Here is a 22,622-nt window from a genome sequence, read left to right on the forward strand (position 1 = left end):
GCCCCGCTCAGCTCGAACTTGACGCTCCCCACCGCCGAGGGCGAGGTGTTGGCCCGGATGTTGAGCTTGGTGCTCGAGAGCTCGGAGAGCACGATCACCGCCCCGTCCTCGAGGGCCAGCAGGTCCTGCTCGGTGTGGGAGTTGACGAGCGTGAAGCTCGTCACCTGCTGCCCTGTAACTGTTGGCTGGCTAATGTTTAATACAAACTCATCGCTTACTGTCCCTCCTCTTCCGTCATTAGCTGTCACCCGTATGTTGAGTATTGACGGACTATTTGATGGGGGAGTACCGAGAAAAGCGCGGGTAGCCCCGTCGAAGCTAAGCCATGACGGCAGCAGATTCCCATCCTTCAAATCAGCTGTATAAGTAAGCAAATCGTTGTCCGGATCAAAGAATGTGTTGGCTGTAAACGTAAAACTGAAGGAAGTTCCTATGACTGCATTCTGGTCAGGTATAGGATTGCTTACCACCGGTGCATGGTTAGCTAGTGCAGTAACCGTGATGCTAACCACCGTCGATGTCGAAATTGCTCCAGCATTGTCTGTGGCCCGAGCTGAAAGTTGATAGGTACCGGCCTCCACATTGCTCCAATTGTAGGTATAGGGGCTGGTTAGGTCCTCTCCTAGTTTGGTTTCATTCTGGAAGAATTCAACTTTAGTGATTGTTCCATCAGGGTCAGAGGCTGTAGCGCCCAGGGTAATACTTGCCGGCGCCGTGAAGCTGTCCCCGTCTGTTGGAGAAGCTAGGGCCACCGCTGGTAGTTGGTTGGCTGGAGCGTTCACCGTCACACTTACTGCTGCGGAGGTGGTTGATGCGCCTGCATTATCCAACGCTCGGGCTGTTATCTGGTATGTACCTGCTGCTACCCCATCCCAGGACAGACTCCAGCCGTCGCTGTCGTTCGTGTCCTCGCCTATCTTCGTCTCGCCCTGGAAGAACTCAACCGCGCTCACCGAACCGTCTGCGTCAGAGGCTGAGGCTGTGATGGAGATAGAGGCTGGGGCCGTAAAGGTGGCACCATCAGTTGGTGAGGTAATAGCAACTATTGGCAACTCATTCGTAGGAGGATTAACTGCTATATTTACCACGTTTGAGATAGTAATAGCGCCTTTGTCATCGGTAGACCTTGCTGTTAGTGAGTAAATTCCCACTGGCACTTCAGCCCAGGTATAGCTATACGGGCTGGTCAAACTCTCCCCAACTTTGTTATTCCCATTGAAGAATTCCACTAAGGCAATAGTACCATCAGAATCAGAGGCGGTAGCCGTCATAGTAATCGACGCGGGTGCCGTGTAACTAGCTCCTTCAGTTGGAGCTGTCAGGCTCACTACTGGAGGCGTATTGGCAGACTCGTTGACTGTGATATTCACTATTGCTGAGGAAGCCTCCGCACCGAGATTATCAAATGCTTTTGCCATCAGAGCATAGGTGCCTACCGAAACATTGCTCCAGATATACCCAAATCCATCGCTGCCATCCGTATCCTCTCCCAACTTGGTATCAGCCTGGTAAAACTCTACTCTCTGTATGCTTCCGTCGACATCCGATGCATCGGCAAGAAGTGTGATAGAAGCTGGCGCCACGAAGGTATCTCCATTAGCAGGTGAAGTGAGCGCCACAACAGGTTGAGCATTGACAGGCGCTGAAACAACAATACTAATTATTTCCGATGTAGTAACGCCAGATCTATCGTCAGTAGCTACAGCGGAGATTTGATAATTTCCGGCCGCCACATTGCTCCACTCGTACTCATAGGGACTTGTGGAGTCCTCGCCTAGCAGCGTTTCGCCTTCAAAGAATTCTACTTTGACAACCGTTCCGTCCGCGTCGGACGCTGTGGCTACAATCTTGAGCGTAGCAGGCGCTGTGAAGTTTGCCCCGTCGGCAGGAGAACTTATGGCTACTACCAGCGCCTGATTCACTTGTTCTGATACCGTGATGGTTATAAACTCTGTAGTGGTTGTTCCATTTCTGTTATCTATGGCCCTGGCAGTGATTTGGTAAGTGCCTGCCACTACGCCAGCCCAAGTGTAACTGTAAGGGCTAGTATCATCTTCACCTAATTTAATATCCCCGCTAAAGAACTCCACTTTGGCAACTGATCCATCCGGGTCTGAGGCTTCGGCATCGATGACAACATTAGCCGGCGCAGTGAAAGTTGCATTCTGTTTGGGAGAAGTGATTGCTACAACTGGTACCTGATTAACAGACGTAACCACTGTAACTTCTACCTCAGCAGAAGTAGTGGTCAAGCCTAAATTATCGAAAGCCTTGGCTGTAATCTTATAGGTTCCCACTGGTACATCAGCCCAGTTATAGCTGTAGGGGCTGGTTAAGCTTTCACCTACTTTCGTGTCACCTTGATAGAACTCCACTTTGGAAACGGAGCCATCTGTGTCTGAGGCGGTCGCTGTAAGGTTGATAGAAGCGGGTTCCGTGAACTTAGCCCCTGTTTCAGGTGATGTAAGTACTATTGTTGGAGGCTGATTTTCAGGTGAGGTCACTGAATTGAAGACCACATCTACCCAATAATTTGCTGCCTGGCCACTGTTCTCAGTTGGGAAAGAAGGTGTATTGACATAGGCATACAGACCGTTTGGTCCATCCTCCCCATTGGCCAAACCTCGGAGAGGACCATTGTCAATTGCGAGATTAAAATATTGATTTGTGGCGGAGTAGTTGCCCTCGCTGGAGTGGTAGGAGATGACATAGGTGGTGCCAGCCGTGACGGCCACCGGCGAGGCGAAGGCCTGCTCCTGCCAGCCCGAGGCCGTCTCGTTGCTGAAAGTGACAGAGGCCAGCAGGGCGCCGGCGGCGCTGTAGAGCTGGCCGGTGTGGGTGCCGGTGTTACCTGAGTGCTTGTAGAAGCGCACCCCCGTCACGTAGCCGTCAACCGAGGAGCGGAACTTCATGCCCAGCTGCAGGGCCTGCCCGTCATCATACAGACTATTTCCTGGTGCATCAGCTGGCTGGAAAACGGTACAAGGACAGACGGCATCAACTTTGACGTTAATCACTTCCGAAATGGTTATTGCACCGGCGTTATCGTGCGCTTTAGCTGTAAGCTGATAGGCTCCCGCCAGCACATTATCCCAAGTGAGGCCCCAGCCGTCGCTGCCGTTGGTATCCTCGCCTATTTTTGTCTCGCCCTGGAAGAACTCCACCTTGTTCACCGAACCGTCTGCGTCAGAGGCTGAGGCGGTGATGGAGATATAGGCGGGTGCAGTATAGGACTCATTGTTGACTGGAGAATCGATAGCTACCGTAGGAGGTGCATTAGCTGCACCTGTTACTATGATATTCACGACTGCCGAGCTAGCCGCAGCCCCCACATTGTCGGTAGCTCTTGCTGTCAGCGCATAGGTACCCGCCGGTACGCTGTTCCAAACAAAGGCCCAGCCGTCGCTGCCGTCTGTGTCCTCCCCAAGTTTTGTGTCACTGTTGAAGAACTCTACCTTGGATATGGTCCCGTCTGCATCGGTTGCAGTGGCCGCTATAGTGATGTTCGTTGGTGCTTCAAATGTGGCATCATTTGCTGGAGAAGTGATAGCTACAGCCGGAGCCTGGTTACCCGGCGTGGAAGCTGTATTGAAGACAGCATCTACCCAATAGTTGCTCGCCGAGTAGCTGCTGGCTGGGAATGCTGGCGAGGAGGTATAGCGGTAGACACCATTAGCCCCGTCCACCCCGTTCTGCAGGCCGGTAAGCGGCCCGTTGACGATGGCCTGGCTGAAGGTGTTGTTGTTGGCGGAGTAGTTGCCCTCGCTAGAGTGGTAGGAGATGACGTAGGTGGTGCCTGCCGTGACGCCCACCGGCGAGGCGAAGCTAGCCTGTTGCCAGCCCGTGGACGTCTCGTTGCTGAACACCACCGAGGCCAGCAAAGTGCCACTGCTGCTGTAGAGCTGGCCCGTGTGGGTGCCCGTGTTGCCGCTCTGCTTGTAGAAGCGAACACCCGTCACGAAGCCGTCGACAGAGGAGCGGAACTTCATGCCCAGCTGCAGGGCCTGCCCGTCGTTCTGAAGGCTGCCCGTGGGTGCAGCGCTCGGCTGGAAAACCGTGCAGGGGCATACGGCAGTAACCGTAACACTGATTGCTTCAGAAGTAGTTGATGCTCCAGCATTATCCAATGCTCTGGCTGTGATTTGATATACACCTGCCGTTACATCATTCCAGACAAGACTCCACCCGTCGCTTCCGTTCGTGTCCTCCCCTATTTTCGTCCCGCCCTGGAAGAATTCCACCAGGCTCACCGAGCCATCTACGTCAGAGGCAGAGGCTGTAATAGTAATAGAGGCAGGCGCTGTAAATTCCTCTCCTGGACCAGGAGATGTAATATCCACAACAGGTGCCTGATTAGGAGCTGCATCAATGTCATAAACAGCAATATAATTGCCTGTAGAAGCTGGAAAAAAAGCATACTCTATACCTTTGATTACCTCCACCTTGAATGGCACGTTTGAACCGTTCACTGTCAAGCTAATCAGACGTCCCGTCACTTCAGTGATAGGCAGCATCCCCTGCAGACTTCTCGCACCACTTGCCACACTTACAGCAAAGCTCAGTTCTCCTTGATTCCAGCTCATGGAGCCAAAAGAGGAACCATTGCGACCGTCAAGCCAGGTAAGAAGTTGCTTAGCTGATATCACTGGTACATTACGGGATTTTGCAGAGGCGATGATAGCATCAGAACCTTCAGACACGTCTGCATCTGTATGCATGTTTGCACAGAACACGCCATAGTATCCTTCAGAACCCAAGGCCTTGTTCAACAACTGGTCCATTGTGAAAGGGAATGTCTGGTCAGACTCATCTGTCATCTGAGTCGTAAGCTGGTAAACATCAATCAATCCGCCGTCCAGGTCAGCAAAACGCATGGGTATACCTGAACCAGTGAACATACCTGGCCTATCCTGCACCCAAGGGCTCGGCCAGTAGTAATAGTTCGCATCCAGACGGATGCCCTTTGGTCCCTCTAATCTTGGTTGGGTATGCCAATCGCTCCAGGCAATACAGTGCGTGCGGTTGGTAGTGGGCGCTGCTAAGCTCGGATACCGGACCTTGAACTCTGCCAACTGGTTCGTTAGGTCGCTCTCTAGCGAGGTTGGAGTATAGTTTGCACAGTTGGTATTAAGGTGGAGCGCAATCTCAAAACCCTGTTGCTCAAATGCTCTTGCCTCTATGTCTGTAATGGGTGTGTTCGGATAGATATAGGATGTTCCGCGTATGGCTCTCCAATCAGCTACGGCCTCTGCACTATTGTCAGAGCTCATTTGAATATACTGATTAAAGCGGGCCTTGGTACCACCGTTAGCATGGTCATCACCAGTCATCACTACTGCAGCCTTTAATCCTCTTGGCAAGTACCAAAAACGCGGCACAGGTTTGCGGGCATGTAAGGTAATGATGTTGGCCAGCAGGCGCTGCTGCTCATCTGCCTGCGGAATAGAAACTTTGCTCAGGTCAATCCAATCCGGATAAAACTGGTCGTCAGAGCGTATAGGCCCAGATTGACCGTCTCTTTTCTGGCCTGCCCATTCCGGATTTCCCTGCCGTGTGTAGATAACTGATTTCGCTAAATCGTATGTGAAGGCAACGGCTGTACCTCCCTGGTCTCCCACGCTGTTCATGGTGACGGCCGGGTAAGATGTTGCCGTGTTAGCTCCCGAGTATAAGGTCGCCAGATTGGTCGCTCCACTTACCTGGTATAGGTCTGCTGTGCCTTGAAACTGTATTGTATGGTTCACTACACCTTTTCCGGGCCCGGAGGATGTGTGCACCAACAGGTACTGATTGGCTAACGTACCTCCTGCTGGCGTGAGCCCCATGATGGGGGCTAATTTGGCATCGGGTCTAAAAGCAATCATCACACCACCGGCATTGGTCCAGTTGCTCAGCATAGTCACCTGTGAGTCAGACAATGGCATATGTCCTACTATTACCACATCGTATCTGCTCAACAAGTCTGTCGTTACAGCAGATATGTCTGTTGTACTGAATCCATTCAAGCCTTCGGCTATCAATATCTCGGATGGGTACTGGCTGAACTTGTTTGACGATGAGCTTATTACCAGTATGGACTCACCTGAACCAGCAGCTGGGGCATAAAGAGAAGAGGCTGCCCCAACATAATTGGCGGACTTATAGTCGGCAGTTAAATCAGCAATTGCAGCTTCAATTCTCTTCAGCTGCACATCAGCTTCATTACTTGTGGTGGCCCCATAATGAGCTATTCCACGCGTCACTTCCTTCTGGCTGTCATCAGTGTCAGTCGCTCCATCTGACTCGAAATATGTAACTCCTGAAATTAGCTCCAAAAATGAGTCTGAGCTCGGGGGCTGCACACGGAGTTGAGCGGAGGCCACATAAATTGAAAAAAAGGCAAACAGTGGGAGAATGAGTTGTTTCCAGAAGGTAATAACAGTAAATTTCTTGCTCATAATAAAACTATTTTAAATCTCAAGGTTTTTATGCTCGTTGATTAGCTATCTGAATCAGCTTTAAGAAAGTCTTGTTTATACACCTTAATACTTAAATCCATATTATTTCATATTTAGCTAATAGGAATTGGGTGATTTTACTCGACAGGATAAGCTTATACTGCTTGACTTGCACAATTAAAGCTGGCAAGTAAAAATGGAGTATTATTGGCAGGAGTAGCAAAGCGAGCCACTACTAGTAGCAAGCTTTAAAGAGTTGCCCAAAATGGAATTGTATTTATACATCAACCAGCTATTTATTCAAAAACAGCCTTGCATTATACTACGATTATAATTTTATATAAGATTTATTCAAATGAATTATCCTTTACATAAATGTACGATAAATGGCAAACAGCTGTACAATGCACAGTGAACCTCTAATTTTTAGAAGTTAAAATAGAATCATATAAAGGTTAAAATAAACGCGATACTACAGTCTGTTCAGATATATCTGCAGGTACATATACCTCAAACATGCCCTCCCAAGTGCACGAGCCATCTAGTTTAAATTCAAATAAGTATATAGAACTGCTCATTATAAGCTTCAGAACTAGTACTAGTCTATAGGGCTATGCAGGCTCGCAGATTAGAACTGCTCTTCTTATTGTAGTTTAAGTTTTAGTTGAAAGGAGAAAGAATGATGGATAGACTAAAAGACTCTAATTTGAACTCTTGGCCAGTTTTTCTTTGCATCATGCCTATGTGGTTTAATCCATGCATAAACCTGGTGTCAATAACTATTTTATCTGATAGCTTATATTCAATCCCTGCGACTACGCCTATATTTCGTTCTTCCGTTTGATGGATTATATCCAAAGAGTTGCCACCCTGGATTTCCACTGCATGTAACAATATATCAAATTGTGGTCCAGCGACTAAGGATAACCGTGGCAGGAGCTTATATTTCAAAAGCACCGGCAGCGAGATATATTTAAGCTTATATTGTAAGCCTTCACTTTCTACTTTGCCTTCTACATATGTATACAAATATTCCTGCTGAAAATGCAGCCTTTGGTATATGGGCACTTCCATTAAGAAACCTCCGCTGAAACCTATACCCCAGGTTAATTCTACAGGAACAGTAGGCTTCGGAAAACCTTTATTAAAGTTTAAGTTTGATAGATTCAAACCAGTTTTAAAACCGAACCTAACTCTTCTGGAATAATCTGGATCATGAGAGGCTGTTGTGTAATGCGTACTATCCTGCTTCGGCCTACTTCCAACGTATGACCCCAATGCCTGAGATTCACTTGTAACAGTAGGAGAAATAAGAAGCAACAAAGAGAAAATGGCACAGTACATAAACTTGATTTAAGCTATGGTATAAACGGAACGCCAACGTGAAGAATTGAGAATGGTATACCTCAGTTATTGCATGTGCATACAGTGGTGAAGCCCGAGGGGATATTCTGCCTACTAACACATTCCCACCCATCCAGCATAAGCACCTAAACCGATTTGTTTCCCCTAACGTTAGGGATCCTGTACATGGCAGGACAGCATCGGCGCCATAAAATTTGTACGCATTCTATGGCAAACACTCTATGCTTAAATCAATGGCCGCTTGTGCTAAATATCATAATTCTTTAGATAAAGCCTTTGAGCTCAGTTTAGCCCATTTCAGCCCATTGCTTCTCCTTCACTTCCTCGTAAGACAGCCTAATGCCTTCTTCCAGGCTTATTTTAGCTTTCCATCCCATGGAGCCTAATTTCGTTATATCCATCAACTTACGAGGTGTCCCATCAGGCTTGCTTGGGTCCAAAATAATATCACCTTCATAGCCTACCACTTTCTTTACCAATTTAGCCAAGTCAAATATACTTATATCATCGCCTATACCTATGTTGATGACTCCGGGCTCATTATAAGTCTGCATCAGAAACACAAGCGCATCCGCCAAATCATCAGCATGCATAAATTCCCGTTTGGGTGTTCCACTTCCCCATATCACTACAGAAGATTCTTTTTTGTCTCGTGCTGCCATGAATTTCCTCAGCAACGAAGGCAGCACATGGGAATTTTGCAGGTCATAGTTGTCATTTGGCCCATAAATACTGGTAGGCATCACAGAGATAAAGTTACATCCGTAGTGACTCCTGTAGGAGTCGCACAGCTTAATGCCGGCAATTTTTGCAATTGCGTAGGGTTCATTTGTTGGCTCCAACACGCCTGTCAGCAGATGCTCTTCCTTCATGGGCTGCGGACAAAATTTTGGATAGATACAGGAAGAACCCAGTAGCATGAGCTTCTTGACCTGATGCAGATAGGCTGCATGCAGGACGTTACTCTGAATCATCAGGTTATCATACAAGAAAGCTGCTGGGTATGTACTGTTCGCAATAATACCTCCTACTTTTGCCGCAGCTAGAAAGACATAGTCTGGTTTCTCATCAGCAAAAAAGTCAAGTACCTGTTGTTGGTTTCTCAAATCAAGCTCTTTTGAGGAGCGGCAGACAATGGTGGTATACCCGTATACCTGAAGTTTTCTTACAATGGCTGAGCCAACCATTCCTTTGTGTCCAGCTACAAATATTTTATCAGTCTTATCCATTTATAATATTTTTAGTTTAGTATATTATCTTGATAAGCGTATTGCCCAAGTAGAATTCAGCGTCTTTAGGTATAGAGTATCTTAGTTAATTTTCAGTGCCTATTGAACATGGCCTATATTATCATGGATGAAGTTGAATCAGGTGGTAGATGGCTGGTGTACCACCTGGTGAGTAACTGTATTTTGTATCAGGAAGGAGTTCTCAAAGGATTTCATAATTTTATCTATAGAGAGGTATGACTCAGCATAGTGGCGTGCATTCCGCTTCATCTCATCTTTGTTTTCAGTCAGGGCTTTCTGTATACCTTTGTTCAAAGCCTGCTGATTTTCTGCCTCAACGAGTATACCCATGTTGTGCTGCTCTAGTAGCGTATGCATCCCCGACCCTTTGTTTGCAGTAACTAAAGCAAGGCCACCAATGGCCAGAACAGTGTTCAGCTTAGATGGCATCACTAAGTCACCAGCGTTTGCTTTCTGCACAATCAGGTGTACATCAGCCATATTTAAAAACTGGTTGAACTTCTCAATTGGCTGCAGAGGCATAAAAATTACATTCTGTAGACTCATTTTTTCAGCCATTACCTGCAACTTATTCTTGTATGGCCCTGAGCCACAGATGACAAACTTTAGACTAGGCCTCCCTTTGTTCTCCTCTGCAGCATGTAAGATAGCCTCAATACCTTGCTTTTCACCGATTGCGCCAGAATACAGGATGACCTTGTCTGTTGGCTTGAAGCCAAATAGCTGCTTTAATTCCACTCGATTTTTCAATGGGTGGAATTGGTCAAGATCTGTTGTGTTGAAGAACAAAGAAACATCCTTCCGGGCTTTTTCTTCAACTTTGCGAGCCATGCCTTTTCCGACACAAGTAATCACGTCGCAGTTATCAAAGATGAATTTCTCAAACCTGAACAACATGTTAATCATCTGTTCGGATTTTATCATTTTAAGGTCACGCGCTGCTTCAATCTGCAAGTCATGTACATGACATATGAGCTTTGCCCCTCTTAATTTTTTATAAAACATACCCAACAGCCCGAGGCTTACAGACGGAAGAATAGTGATGACAATATCATATTTTTTGCCAGGCAGCAGGTAAAGTAGTTTAAAGAAAGCAGCCATGAAGAATGAGAGGTCCAACAACACTCTTTTAATACCTGATGGGTTTTGAGGTATGAACATTGGACACCTATGGGTGGTAATCATACCTCCAGACGCGAAATGTTCTACCTCTGTTTTATACCACCGCCTCCTACTATGGTATGGCTCCTGTACTTTCCAGAATGGATAGTAAGGATATGAGGCTATAACTGTGCAGTCATAACCATTTTGAGCTAACCATTTGATTTGTTCGCCACTATATTTACCTATTCCGGTAGGTTCAGGATAAAAATTATAGCCTAACAGTAAAATAGACTTCTTCATACGCTATTCATATAGTTAAAACTATACGAAAAAAAATCATATTAGTATGTAATTAGTTTAATTTTATATTAAATAATTATTAATAATTATTCTGCTGAATATATTGGTAGCGCAATTTTATAGGATGTAGATACGGCTTATAGGAGAAGGGTGAAATTGGACGTTTTGCAGTAAGTATGTTGCTTAAAGATTCAGCTTTGGTTTAAGTTCAGGAAAGGGGCAATTGAAATGGTTGTTTAACCATTACTGACAAGCCTATTCAGCAACGTTGCTTCTAAGATGCTTTTCTTGGCTTAATTCAATGCCTGCCCTCAAGCTAAGGGTTTTGACTTACCTTTCAGTCTGCACAATTCTTTTTGCATGAGTATGTCTTGAAGCAGAGTGCACTTTTTTCAGCTCCCTCATTTTTATCTGAATCAGAAACTCATGATATCCCATGTTTATGCAATAAATTAAACCGGGTATGCCTTCTATGAAGCCTAGATTGATGACATATGCATGGATAAAGCGTAGAATTGGCCATCCAGGGATTCTGCTGAGATAAGATTTGAGAGCTGGGTTGCGCACGCTTCCGTGGCGCGAGAACACATTGGCAAAAGGCGGTAGAGCATGAAGGCGGGCAACAGCTTCCTGGCTTGAGTACTTATTATGCCTATCAATCCACTGGGACCAGCCTTTTGAGAAACTGTAATGCAAGTAAGGCTCTTTGACATACTCAATTCTCCCTACGATTTCACCCTCCTTCTGGCCATGGCCAAAATCTATAAACCTGGCTTTGCCCTTCCTCAGCAGCCTGAATTGCCATTTAGGAAAATTATCACAATGCTTCAACCACCTTCCTTCAAGCATCATTTTCCAGCAGCAATAGAAACCAGCAACATCACTGTTTGCATTGTTTATAGCATGAATAATTGCCGCACGAAACTCATCAGTCACTACTTCGTCAGCATCTAAAAATAGTACCCAATCATACCGAAGGGCCAAGTGGTCGAGGGCATGGTTTCTTTGCTTACCGAAGGATTCGAAACTGTTTTCCCAAAATTTCACTCCATATAAATAAGCTATCTCAACGGTCTTATCCGTACTGCCTGAGTCAAGAACATGAACATCATCAGACCAATTGACTGATTCTAGGCACCGGGGAAGATCAAGCTCTTCATTTTTAGTAAGAATTACCACTGAAATCATTACAACTCAAATTTAATTTTCAACAGCTAGATTCTCTGATTCGTACCCTTTAAGCATTCTTGCCTTTATAGGTTTGCAGGGGTGCCCGCTACAAATCATCCAGGCAGGCATATCTTTATTAACCACAGACCTTGCACCTATCACACTTCCCTCACCAATTGTAATGCCCGGGTGTACAAAAGCCTCGGCTGCTATCCAAGCATGATTACCAACATGAATGGGCTTAATAATCAAAGGAAATCCAGTCTTAGTATAGTCATGCGTGCCAGCAACTAAGTGCGCTCCTTGAGAAATCACAGCCCTCCGGCCTATGGTGATTTTACCCATTGAATAAAGATTAGCCCCACTCCCAATACCGCACTCATCCGCAAGTTCAAGATTCCAAGGAGCCCAGATCTTTACGCCAGGATATACATGCACTCCATGTCCTACTTTAGCACCAAACAATCGTAGAAGGAAAGCTCTCCAGGCGTGAAAGGGTTTTGGAGAGAACCTAAAGAAAAAAAGCACAACAATACCCCATAAAACTCTACCGAGCCTATTGTACAATGAAAACGAAGCGCCTGTGAAAGTATCCTGATTATGCATAAACGGCTAGTCAATAAAGTTATAACAACTACAAGATAACAGCTGATTATCTCAAAGCGCCCAAAAGCTTTATAGCTGCGGGACCTACTGCAAAATGTTCTTCATAAGCCCTACGAGCCTTTAAGCCGACTTCTGCTTTCTCAGAAAAAGAAAGAGAGTCCCAGTTCTCCAGCATTTGCTGTGTTTGTTCCAGTGTGTCCTCAGCCACGATACCCCCACCAGAAGCTTCTATCTCACGCCAAATATTCACTTGGTTAGAAATCAACACTGGTTTACTACAAGCCAGTGCTTCTACTATTGCTATTCCAAAATTTTCCTGATGACTAGGCAGCACAAATGCTTCACAGCCATAGAATGCCCCCCATTTAGCATCTCCGGTTAACATACCAGGGAAAAAAACTGACTCCCGGAGTACTGGAGACTGAGAAACCATCCTTTGGAGCAGCTGCCCATATGGAGTTTCCAACCCCGGACCTGCAATGACCAACTTTGGAAACTTCGCATAATTGGGGTAATTTATAGGGGTCTCTCCATTACCGCTTTCTACCAGAGTCAGCCTAGTCCTTGTTTCCAACACACGATCGTAGGCCTTGAGTAAAATATCTACTCCTTTTTTCTCATGTATCCTGCTCAAGAACAGGAGAAACGGCTCCTTTACAACCTGAGGGCATTTTGAATGAAATGCTTCTTCCATCACCTGATCGTATTGCGCAGGTTCGGCTATACCATATCCGACATTGATTTCTCTTTTGGGTTTATAGGAACGGAATGGCTCTCTTGCTAGTCGCAGTTCTGCCTCACATGTGAATAGTAATCCATCTGCCTCCTTGATATTATCACTCTCGATAATACTCCAGTAAAGTTTATTACGTATAGCCTTGATTTTCCTATTTTTAGCTTTTTGAAAATAAGGATCGAGCATACCATGAGGCATCAAATAAACCCTTGGAATAGGCTCCCTCTTACCTCCTGTTTGTTTTTTTTTCAAAAGTCTGATAGCTTTTCTAACCGCATAGACATGGTAGAGCCATAGGCCGTGTACAATCACTGCATCAAATCGAGGAAGATTAGTGAGCAGCCAGGGGATAAGATTTGAATTGTAATACCATGGTCCTTTTCCAACACCAAGTGCATGTATGCGAAAATTATCTTCCGCAAGCCATCCTGCTTCAGGGCTATCTAAACACACAACTTCATTATACACATCGAGAGTCTGTAGCTCAGGTATTGAGTTACGAATGCCTTGACAAGGGCCTCCCTGACTTGGTTTCATGCTTGCTATGACTCGGAGGATCTTCATCAAATATAAACTGTTTTATTAATTAACATTTTCTCTACATTCAGAGCATTAACCTAAACTGATAGGTTAGTAAACTAAGGCTGTTTCTTCTGGTAGAGTTCTTTTTGCTAACCAATGTCCTAGGATACACCATAGCCAACACCGCGTCCAATGTGACATTCGCTTTTGGAAACTCTTATACTGCAATTTTGGCTCTGGTAAGGAGAGCAAGTCTACGGCAGCGGCTATCCCATCTTCAGTGAATTCTTTCAAGGCTCCTCTCATCCACTCATCCATAGGCAGTACAAACCCTTGCTTAGGCTTGTTATATACTTCGGGAGGAAGTTCAGTCTTAAAAGCATCGATGAGTAAAGGCTTTACTTTTTTTCCTTTCTTGTATCTTTGAGCCATACCTAATACTTCTTCTACAAGACAATGGTCCAAAAAAGGCACACGGATTTCTAATCCGACAGCCATACTCATTTGGTCGCTATCCCGAAGAAGCATCGGTATGGTATACCCATGTAGTTCAGCCCAGGAAATCAGACCCATCGTATCTAATCCTGAAGGAGGGGGGGGAATTGAGGGAATGCCTTCGCTAAACCCTAATGCAGCCAGATCGATAATCGAAGTAAATCGTCGCCTGTTTAAGGCTAAGCTGATAGTGTCAAAAGTATGTAGACCATGCAGCTTGTCTTTGATGGATTGTGGCATGAAGCCCACAAGCTGATTCCTTAGAATGTCCGGGAGTCTCCCTATATTATTAAGAACAGGTATACTCTTGAAACTAGGGTAGCCTCCAAACAATTCATCACCGCCTAAGCCAGACAAAGCAACCTTGAGTCCTGTTTCTCGCACTGCCTTGGATACAATGTACGTATTGATAGCATCAACGGAGGGTAAGTCCATACTAGCTACAGCACCCATTACCCAATCTAAACAGGTAGTTTCATTCACCTCTATTTCATGGTGTTCTGTGCCTGCAAGGCTTGCTACTTTTCGTGCAGTGGCCCTTTCGTCAAAATTACTTTGTGGGTAGCCAATGGTAAATGATTTCAGGTTTTTACCCAGTGCTTTACCAGCTATTAGTGTGATGATGCTAGAATCTATCCCTCCACTTAAGAATGTCCCTATTCCTACATCAGAAATAAGATGCTCTTCGACAGCTTTAGTGACCAGGCTCCTTACTCTATGAGCACACTTCTCACGGCTCTGACCATTTCCATAAGTGAACTTGCTGTCCGGCCACCATCTCTCTATAGTTAACTTTCTGTCCCTTTCAATTTTCAACCAATTTCCGGCAGGCACTATGTATACCTCGTCAAATATTTCTCCACTTGCTGGCATTCGTCCAAAACCAATGAACTCATTTAAAGCTTGGGAAGTTGGCGAGCAACTCTCTTTTCTAAGAATGGGTCTCGCTTCTGACGAAAAGCTAAAACACCTGGTATCGTGACTGAACCATAAAGGCTTAATACCAAGTCTATCTCTGACAAGCAAAATAGAGTCTTCTATCGAGTCGTAGACAGCAAAAGCAAACATCCCTTTCAAAAGTGGCAGTGCCATTAAGCCCTTCACAGCATACAGTTCTATAAGAGTTTCTGTATCAGAAGAGCTTTTCCATTTTAGATCGGGCAGAAGCAAACGTAAGTCAAGATGGTTGTAGATTTCCCCATTAAAAATGATGGTATAGCGTTTACTTGAATCCTGCATAGGTTGCTGCCCAAATTCTGTTGGGTCAAGAATAGCTAACCTGGTATGACCTAAGTATACATTTCCCTCTCTATTAGTCCATTCCCCTCTTCCGTCTGGCCCTCTATGCTTAATTGCTTTGAGTTGAGGTATTTCACTACAATATCCTTCGTAAGCTATTTGTCCAAGTATACCACACATTATATAAATTTTTATAAAATCATTTATATAATTTATACTTAGGTTGTATGATATAGTTTATAATTTTATAAAATTATGGCAAATAATTAGCTCGAATTCATTTGCTATAATGTATTGTGTAGATGCAGCTTTATGTTGCAGCTATAATATTCTCGTATATAGTTTCGATTTTATCAATTGTAAGTCCGGCATCGAATCTTTCAATATTCAGAACACCTTTTTGGATAACTGATTCTCGTTCCCTAGGTGTTAGCAATAATATCTTTTCCACTACCTTACCTGCTTCTAAAGTCCATTTTTCGATTGATTGATTGTTAACAGGACGTCGCGGAATGTAAAACCCAGCTTCGCCTGCCACTTCAGTCATAGGCGCCTCATTAGTCGTGATGACAGGACAACCACAAGCCATTGCTTCAGCGATAGGCCACCCAAATCCCTCTGCCAGGGATGGAAATAGCAGGACATTTGCCCCAGAATAGGCAATACAAACCATCTCATCTCCTAAACCGCTTATCCAGTGTATGTCCTCTTTGTAAGGAGATGCTGAATGAGCTTTCTGCAAAATTGACGAGGGTGCATGGCCAACCATCAACAGCGGCACCGTTCGCTGGCTGTTTTGTCGCCAGGCATTATATATTTCAATAACTCCCAAGCGGTTCTTGTACCACTCATTTCCTCCCACATGAAGAATATAACCTTGTGACAATTTTATTCCAACCTCTTCACCTAGTCTAGCACGAGCCTCTGTTGAGGCATATGGTTTGAAAGCTCTATTAAACCCATTGTACACAACCTCGGATATCCTTGGACAGTTTTGATGTAATCTGTGTAAATCAGTATGTGTTTTATTAGAGACGCATATGAAGTTCATCCCCCTGGAATAACCCCGGCGGATATAAGCTTGGTAGTAACAACCTGTCCAACTGGTAGGGTTCTCTGCTATCTCACCTATTGCTGATAGTTGTGCCATGAAATCGTGGCAATGAATTACGTGAAATCTGTTTGAAACCAAAGGCACCCATGGTCCTAGCGCCTGGTCTGTTAATACAAACAATGTTTCTGGAGAGCATTTGATTAGACGGTGGCGCAGTAGAACAGGGAAAACTACATACTGGTCTATATACCCAAGCCACTTTCGCATACTAGCTGGCACAGGTATGCGATAAAACATGGGCTTAGGTGACCAAACCTCTATGTCATGCCCACGCTGCTCCATACCCACAGCCAACATTCGTGTAAAGCGAGGCATGCTCTGAGATCCAATGAATGCTGGATGTGAGAAAAAGACAATACGCATTTTCTAAGCTTTACTTTCCATTTCTTGAAACTTCACAACTTGATTACAGAAGCACCATAACTAGGTAATTGATAAGTTGCTGGTTATGTTTTCAATTTTCTCAGCACAGTTCTAATATAAGATTTGCGTATATGCCACACTCTGACAAGCTCTGCAATAGTAATTTGTTGGAAAAAGGCAGACCATTCCTTATCAGCATATTTCAACCACTTACTGTAACCATTATGAAGGATAAATCCTAAAGGGTCCCATGGCTTTGGTGAGCCAATGAAATGCAAAATCATTTTATCAGCGACCTGTGGTTCAGATTCATAAGCCTCCCATTCACAGTTAAATGATGGTGGAAGTTTTGCAAAGTTTCCGCTGCAAATGATATTGAGGAGAGATTGATCATGGGAAGGCAGCTCCACAGGATATTTTCTTGCTATTTCGACACATCTACTAAACACATCAACCTGCCTCCAAGCTTTCAAATTCAACAACAAAACTCCAGAATTGAAATATTCAGCTTCCGGAGGCATACCTACTGTTTTAATATAAAACTTATTTCCTAGGGTATATTTGAATTGACCACCACCAACTGCAGCTAAAATATGCCCAACAAAATCAAATGCTTCTACTTTTAGAACATCTTCTTCCACAATCAAATCGGAATCAAGATAAAGTACTTGGTCTTCCTCTAATAGATTGGCGAGCAGTAAACGTCCATATGCAGTCCAGTCACCATGTAGTGAAGGAAACGCACCGAAATGAAGTTTCGGATTATAATTAACGTAACTATAAGTCCCCGAAAAGCCCTCCATTTTTAGGAGTTTTACAATCTGGAGCTTTTCATTATCTTTCATGTCTGCACAAACAAACCAGAGCTTTAGTCTACTTTGATTTGAGCAATTCCTGATTAAAGAAGATAAGGTTGCACCAAGTCCAACTAATCCTAATCGATTTATACAGAATGCAATATTCATGGAAGATAGTTTTGATTAGAATCTCTTAACTTTACTTCTCCTCATATGAAAGAGTCCGCAATGATGCAATTATCAACCCAATACTGAGAGTGCAAAAGCCAAGTGAGGTAGGTTGCGACCATTGCCCTTGTGGAAAAACCATAATGCCGAAACTTAGCATCATCCATGGCAGCAAATCACCTTCAGATAACCTTCTGAAACTTGCTTTTCCTACTTTGATTATCAAACTGATCCGCAAAATAATAACACCTATGCCCATTAAAGGCCCAAGTTCACCTATCAGCCGGCCCCATTCCCCCTCAGAGACAAGATAAGTAAATTTTCCTGTAAGCAACATACTGCCAACATTTGTACCCATCCCTATACCATAACCAAAAAAAGGCTGTTCAGAGGATTCAGTAAGAGCCCCTACCATACCCCCTAAATATCTGTCAAGTAAAACACCTCCTAAACCGCCTTCTTGCATATTGGCTGTTTCAAACCGAGCTGAGAACGCGCTTGTAGCAATCTGAAAAAAACTGTTATTGCCGAGTACAGTTAACACAACTCCTATACCTATGACAGCTGCAATCATCCTACCCATATACCGTGGGTTCCTGGATGTTGCAAAAAGTGCAAAAAAAACAGATACACCAATATGAAAGAATAAGCCACGACTAATTGAGAGTGGTATCGCAACTAATAGGCATATGGTAGCACCAATAAGTATAGTCCGATGAATCCCTAATGGGTTCAACCAAAAGTAACACACATAGCTAGCTACAAAAGCGAAAAACAAGGTAGTACCGTTAGTAAATGAAAATGTTCCGGGAGGACGCAAATAGCCCAGCGCACCGCTGAAACCTGCACCTGACACGTCGCCACCAACTCCCCTATTAACCCAGGCGGATTGATTACTAAAAAATTGTAAACCAATCAACAAAGCCATTGGAATTGCAATCCATAGCGTCACCTTGCCTACCTTGAGAACATCTTCACGATTAAATATACGACCTATAACAAATATGAGCGGTACGTGAAGGAGTAATATCCTTGCTCCATAACCAGCCACTGCCATACTTCCATGCCCTAGACCCAAAGCTGTATATGTCCCTATTATTCCAATCATTACCATTCCAACCATGTGGAAGTTAGCAGGTAGTAAGCCTCTTCTCCAGGTTTCAAAGACCAGCCATAGTGCTAAGGGGTCTCTTACTAAGAGTAAAGGAGTCGCCAAGGCAGGTAAAAACCATTTGCGCAAAGCACCCTCAAAAAGTAGCAAAAGGAAGTATAGCCATATACCCTGTTTTAGCAACCGTTGAGAACCATCGGCTGTTTTTTTTATACCGGCATATGGAACAGTATCTAGCATTTTTGTTCTAGGGGAAAATCTACTTTTATCTGCGTGAAGTTCTTACTGAATTAAAAGAGTTAATATCCAAAGAGGTAACTATGCGATCTCCATACCTGTCCCAGGTATAAGATTTGACATGCTCTTTGGTCTTTCTACTCATTTCAGGTATAAGTGCGCGGTTATTTACAAACCACATTAGTTTCTCTGCAATTGCCTCAGGTGATTGAATTGGCACCAAAAATCCTGTTTCCCCTTCTAAAATTAGGTCAGAACCACCAGTATTGGGAGTAATGACAAGCGGTAAGCCCTGACTCATTGCTTCCTGCATCACCAGAGCCCTACCCTCCACAATGGAAGGCAAACAGAGCAAGTCGCAAGACTGCATAAGCTTCAATACCTGCTGGTGCGGTCTACAAGGTTCATAGTTGAATGTGGGTAATTCCTTTCTGTAAAAATCCATCGAAGCTTGCAGCGACCCCATCACGATAAGCTCTATCGGGGTATGTCGGAGCAGTTTAAGAGCCCCAAACAAATCTCCTAAGCCCTTTCGCTGCGTCATCGAACCCACAAACAACACTCTTAACGGTAGATTTCTATCCCACTTTTTCTCCATATTACCCCTATAAAACTGTACATCCGGAGAACCAAACGGAGACATGGTGATATCTTTGCCCAGACTCCAAGGAGGCAAAGAGTCACGTACAAACTGGCTAGGAGTAACCACCAAGTCGGCAAGTTCCATTTCCTGCGTTTTTCTGTTCAGTTTCTCCTCTGAGTCACTGAGGCCATCCAAAGTACCCGACCACTGTGGCAACCGCTCCTTCTCTTCCATCATAAGTCTCCGGCTGGTTTCCCAATAGGCAATGGGCAAGTCATACACGCACTTCAGCCCCAGTACTTTTGCTCTTTTAAAAGTGGCAAGTGCGCCATCTTCATAAGCATACACAGCCTTCACTTCATACCGAGCAACCAAATCAGTCAGACGACTGGCTACAGCTTTGTCGAAGCTTGTGTATACTGAATCTGTGCTCACCCATTTTTGTAGGTGCACAGCTCTGGAGAGATTTATTTTTTTAGAGCCTAGTCTTATCGCCTCTAGAACAGGATGTGTTTTGACTTTGTGATGTGCAACCGGAAAAGTGCGCCTCAAAAACTCACTACGCACCTGCTGTGGCAAGTATTTGAGCCAAGCCGCTTCAGAGTTGAATGCCAATGTAGTATTGAACTCTGCCAGCAGTTCTGCAGCATACAAAGCAGAAAGAACAGCTCTAACATTTGCATTACCAGTGGGGTGAGAAACAACAATCGACATTTTAAGTCCCAAAAAAAGCTAAAGATTATACACAATTGTAGATAATAATTTACGTATAATATTATTATATGTATAAAAAATTAAACTTTATATTTATTTTTATTATTATGGCGTGATATGACAGATTTATTTCTTACCTCTTGTAGCAGTTCTATGTATTTTTTTATGAAAAGGGAAGGCGTAAAGTTGACAAGATTTTCCTGCAAGAGCCGTAACTGATTATTCCTAAGGTTTTCATCAAGAAGCATTTGGAGCATACGTTTAGCTAGTGCCTCATAGTCCCCATTAGGAAATGTAAAATCGGAGCTGCCTATCATCTCTTTTAAGCCACCCAGTTCAGACACGATGAGGTTTTTTCCGGCAGCCATCAGTTCTAGTGCCACGCCACCCATAGGCTCATACCACTCGGAGGGTACAATCGCGATACGGCCGCTCGACACATATTCTGTCAGTTCCCTTCCTTGTTTCTTTCCTACGAAATCCACATATGGGGCAATCTGTAAATCATAAGCTAGCTGCTCCATTTTAGACCGCCAATTACCATCGCCTATTATTAATAGACTTGAGGGACTATTAAAACTCCAGATTACAGTAGCAAAAGCACGAAGCAAAGTGCCCACCCCTTTTTCGCTGACTATGCGGCCCAAATATATAAAGTCATACTCTGGGACACTAGAGTATAAATCTTTAAAGTTTGCTAGCGGAAATGGGTTGTAAATGTGAACCTGTTTAGGGAGTGGCTGCGCTTGGAGCATCCACTTGGTGATTGCTACGTTCATTGATACTATATGCTTTGCAAAAACTCTTCTTACGAACAGCTTCGCTGCCCCTATCATACCTGCTCTCCATCCGGCCCGCTTCAGGTGATAGGCAACTGAATCTAATGGAACGAGTGGCGCTCTTTCCCCTTCCACCCAGCCGCAGCCATCTATGCAGGACACTTGGTAACCTGTATGCACCCAGATTACTGGCTTCCTGAGCACTAAGGGCCATGGCTGCAAAGCTAGACTAGCACCGTTGCATAGAATCACATCGGCCCATTGTACTAACTCAAGCTGCTGCCGTATGTTAGGATTTCTTACAACAGGAAAGGAAAAGTTATCAGCAACATTATTATCACTTTTAGTGACTACAAAGCATTCAAGTCCATTCTCCACAAAAGCTTTAGCCAAAGTCAACGAAACTGTTTCAATACCACCGATTGATGGGTAGAAAAAGTGGGAGTAAAGCAATACTTTTAGCATAAGAGGGGCTACTTAAGAGTTGTCAACAGCTATTACTTAAATAAGGTAGCATGTATAGTAATGTCAAAAATGTGTTCCTTACTAGCTTACAGTAGTGCACAGAGGTTTTAACACATTTCTTATTACTGTTTGTATCGCAGCCAAGGATGGTAGTTAGAGACTAATCACTCATAACCTCTTATAGATGATTTAAGAAGGCAGGAAAATTGACCTAGAAGTCGATTACGTATTAATTGGTCTCTAACCGAAATTTTCACAAAAGTAAATTCTAAGAAGTGACGAAGAATTAAAAGAACTGGCCACACTAAAATAATACCAACTGGACGATGTCGCTTAAAATACCTTAGCCTACCACGATGATTCTGCACAGCACGTGTCATAGACCAGGCCGACAGAAAATTTAGGTTATCATGAATGACGCTATTAGACTTGATTACGCCCATTCTCCATCCTAGCTTATATAGCCTTCGAGCCCAATCTACATCACAGTCAGCGAAGGGAAACATATGTACATCAAGACCACCTGATTCTTTCCATGCATCCAGTTTAACAAGAAGTGGGCTTGTATATACAACATCCACTTCACTAAAGCTGCTGCCTTCTAATGTATCATCCCACATGTATGGAATGCGCTCAAGTTGGAATTTGTCAACCAAGTTTTTCCCAATTATAAAATTGGTTAGGCTCGGAAATGGCTGTCCAACACCAGCAGGAAGCCCATTGTGTAACCTTACCGTAAAACCACAAGCAGCCAATTCAGCCCTGCTCTCCAATTGCTTTAAGGCATCTAAAAGAGGTTTAGGCTCTAAAATCTGATTATCAGTTTCATAGAACAACAAATAATCAATTGAAGGATATAACTGAACAGCATAATTTACGCATTTATTCAAGCCGGCAGCAAAAGAGGTGTCTTCTCCTGGTTCTGGCAGTAAAACCTGAAGTGTCAGTCTTGATTTTTGAGCCTCATCCATAAGCCACTCTATGCTTCCATCAACAGATCCTGCATCATATACTATTACTGCACATCTCCAGCTGAATTGAGATGCAGGAATCCAGTCTGCCAAGGC

14 protein-coding genes are annotated in these 22,622 nt (G+C 44.2%); all 14 read right to left on the reverse strand.

Features of this window, described 5'->3' with window-relative positions:
* Positions 1 to 6,437, reverse strand: a 6,437-nt coding sequence (locus C8E01_RS17360) for an Ig-like domain-containing protein (RefSeq protein ID WP_116544731.1), incomplete at its 3' end; no start/stop codon positions are given.
* 660 nt (positions 6,438 to 7,097) lie between these two features.
* Positions 7,098 to 7,781 carry a porin family protein gene (locus C8E01_RS17365; protein ID WP_116544732.1) on the reverse strand — a complete coding sequence of 228 codons (684 nt, stop codon included), beginning with the start codon at positions 7,779 to 7,781 and terminating at the stop codon, positions 7,098 to 7,100.
* A gap of 308 nt (positions 7,782 to 8,089) precedes the next feature.
* Entirely contained in the window at positions 8,090 to 9,031 is a 942-nt protein-coding gene (locus C8E01_RS17370; RefSeq protein WP_116544733.1) for a GDP-L-fucose synthase family protein, read from the reverse strand.
* Between the two features lie 138 nt (positions 9,032 to 9,169).
* Positions 9,170 to 10,456, reverse strand: a complete 1,287-nt coding sequence (locus C8E01_RS17375; protein ID WP_116544734.1) for a WcaI family glycosyltransferase — start codon at positions 10,454 to 10,456, stop codon at positions 9,170 to 9,172.
* A 330-nt stretch (positions 10,457 to 10,786) separates the two neighbouring features.
* Positions 10,787 to 11,644: a glycosyltransferase family 2 protein gene (locus C8E01_RS17380; protein ID WP_116544735.1), complete on the reverse strand. Its 858-nt coding sequence runs from the start codon at positions 11,642 to 11,644 to the stop codon at positions 10,787 to 10,789.
* Between the two features lie 12 nt (positions 11,645 to 11,656).
* Complete coding sequence (locus C8E01_RS17385; protein WP_116544736.1) at positions 11,657 to 12,232, reverse strand: WcaF family extracellular polysaccharide biosynthesis acetyltransferase; 576 nt, start codon at positions 12,230 to 12,232, stop codon at positions 11,657 to 11,659.
* A 46-nt stretch (positions 12,233 to 12,278) separates the two neighbouring features.
* Entirely contained in the window at positions 12,279 to 13,505 is a 1,227-nt protein-coding gene (locus C8E01_RS17390) for a glycosyltransferase (protein WP_243409657.1), read from the reverse strand.
* A 93-nt stretch (positions 13,506 to 13,598) separates the two neighbouring features.
* On the reverse strand, positions 13,599 to 15,404 hold the full coding sequence (asnB, locus tag C8E01_RS17395; protein ID WP_116544738.1) for an asparagine synthase (glutamine-hydrolyzing): 1,806 nt from the start codon (positions 15,402 to 15,404) through the stop codon (positions 13,599 to 13,601).
* Between the two features lie 130 nt (positions 15,405 to 15,534).
* Positions 15,535 to 16,701, reverse strand: coding sequence for a glycosyltransferase (locus tag C8E01_RS17400; RefSeq protein WP_116544739.1), 1,167 nt, complete (start codon positions 16,699 to 16,701; stop codon positions 15,535 to 15,537).
* 83 nt (positions 16,702 to 16,784) lie between these two features.
* A complete protein-coding gene (locus C8E01_RS17405; RefSeq protein ID WP_116544740.1) occupies positions 16,785 to 17,666 on the reverse strand; it encodes a glycosyltransferase family 8 protein in 882 nt (293 codons plus the stop codon).
* A gap of 31 nt (positions 17,667 to 17,697) precedes the next feature.
* The gene (locus tag C8E01_RS17410; RefSeq protein WP_116544741.1) at positions 17,698 to 19,017 is read right to left on the reverse strand and encodes a hypothetical protein; all 1,320 of its coding nucleotides are present in this window, start codon (positions 19,015 to 19,017) and stop codon (positions 17,698 to 17,700) included.
* Positions 19,018 to 19,042: 25 nt separating this feature from the next.
* Complete coding sequence (locus tag C8E01_RS17415) at positions 19,043 to 20,323, reverse strand: glycosyltransferase family 4 protein (protein WP_243409658.1); 1,281 nt, start codon at positions 20,321 to 20,323, stop codon at positions 19,043 to 19,045.
* Positions 20,324 to 20,391: 68 nt separating this feature from the next.
* Positions 20,392 to 21,555: a glycosyltransferase family 4 protein gene (locus C8E01_RS17420; protein ID WP_116544743.1), complete on the reverse strand. Its 1,164-nt coding sequence runs from the start codon at positions 21,553 to 21,555 to the stop codon at positions 20,392 to 20,394.
* Positions 21,556 to 21,719: 164 nt separating this feature from the next.
* Positions 21,720 to 22,619, reverse strand: coding sequence for a glycosyltransferase family 2 protein (locus tag C8E01_RS17425; protein ID WP_116544744.1), 900 nt, complete (start codon positions 22,617 to 22,619; stop codon positions 21,720 to 21,722).
* Between the last annotated feature and the right edge of the window lie 3 nt (positions 22,620 to 22,622).

Source organism: Pontibacter virosus, from assembly GCF_003096355.1.
Lineage (GTDB): Bacteria > Bacteroidota > Bacteroidia > Cytophagales > Hymenobacteraceae > Pontibacter > Pontibacter virosus.

Bases quoted from the DNA above. Each gene is read 5' to 3' on its own strand.
- C8E01_RS17365 (WP_116544732.1), bottom strand. From the start codon at position 7,781: ATGTACTGTGCCATTTTCTCTTTGTTGCTTCTTATTTCTCCTACTGTT.
- C8E01_RS17370 (WP_116544733.1), bottom strand. From the start codon at position 9,031: ATGGATAAGACTGATAAAATATTTGTAGCTGGACACAAAGGAATGGTT.
- C8E01_RS17375 (WP_116544734.1), bottom strand. From the start codon at position 10,456: ATGAAGAAGTCTATTTTACTGTTAGGCTATAATTTTTATCCTGAACCT.
- C8E01_RS17380 (WP_116544735.1), bottom strand. From the start codon at position 11,644: ATGATTTCAGTGGTAATTCTTACTAAAAATGAAGAGCTTGATCTTCCC.
- C8E01_RS17385 (WP_116544736.1), bottom strand. From the start codon at position 12,232: ATGCATAATCAGGATACTTTCACAGGCGCTTCGTTTTCATTGTACAAT.
- C8E01_RS17390 (WP_243409657.1), bottom strand. From the start codon at position 13,505: ATGAAACCAAGTCAGGGAGGCCCTTGTCAAGGCATTCGTAACTCAATA.
- asnB (WP_116544738.1), bottom strand. From the start codon at position 15,404: ATGTGTGGTATACTTGGACAAATAGCTTACGAAGGATATTGTAGTGAA.
- C8E01_RS17400 (WP_116544739.1), bottom strand. From the start codon at position 16,701: ATGCGTATTGTCTTTTTCTCACATCCAGCATTCATTGGATCTCAGAGC.
- C8E01_RS17405 (WP_116544740.1), bottom strand. From the start codon at position 17,666: ATGAATATTGCATTCTGTATAAATCGATTAGGATTAGTTGGACTTGGT.
- C8E01_RS17410 (WP_116544741.1), bottom strand. From the start codon at position 19,017: ATGCTAGATACTGTTCCATATGCCGGTATAAAAAAAACAGCCGATGGT.
- C8E01_RS17420 (WP_116544743.1), bottom strand. From the start codon at position 21,555: ATGCTAAAAGTATTGCTTTACTCCCACTTTTTCTACCCATCAATCGGT.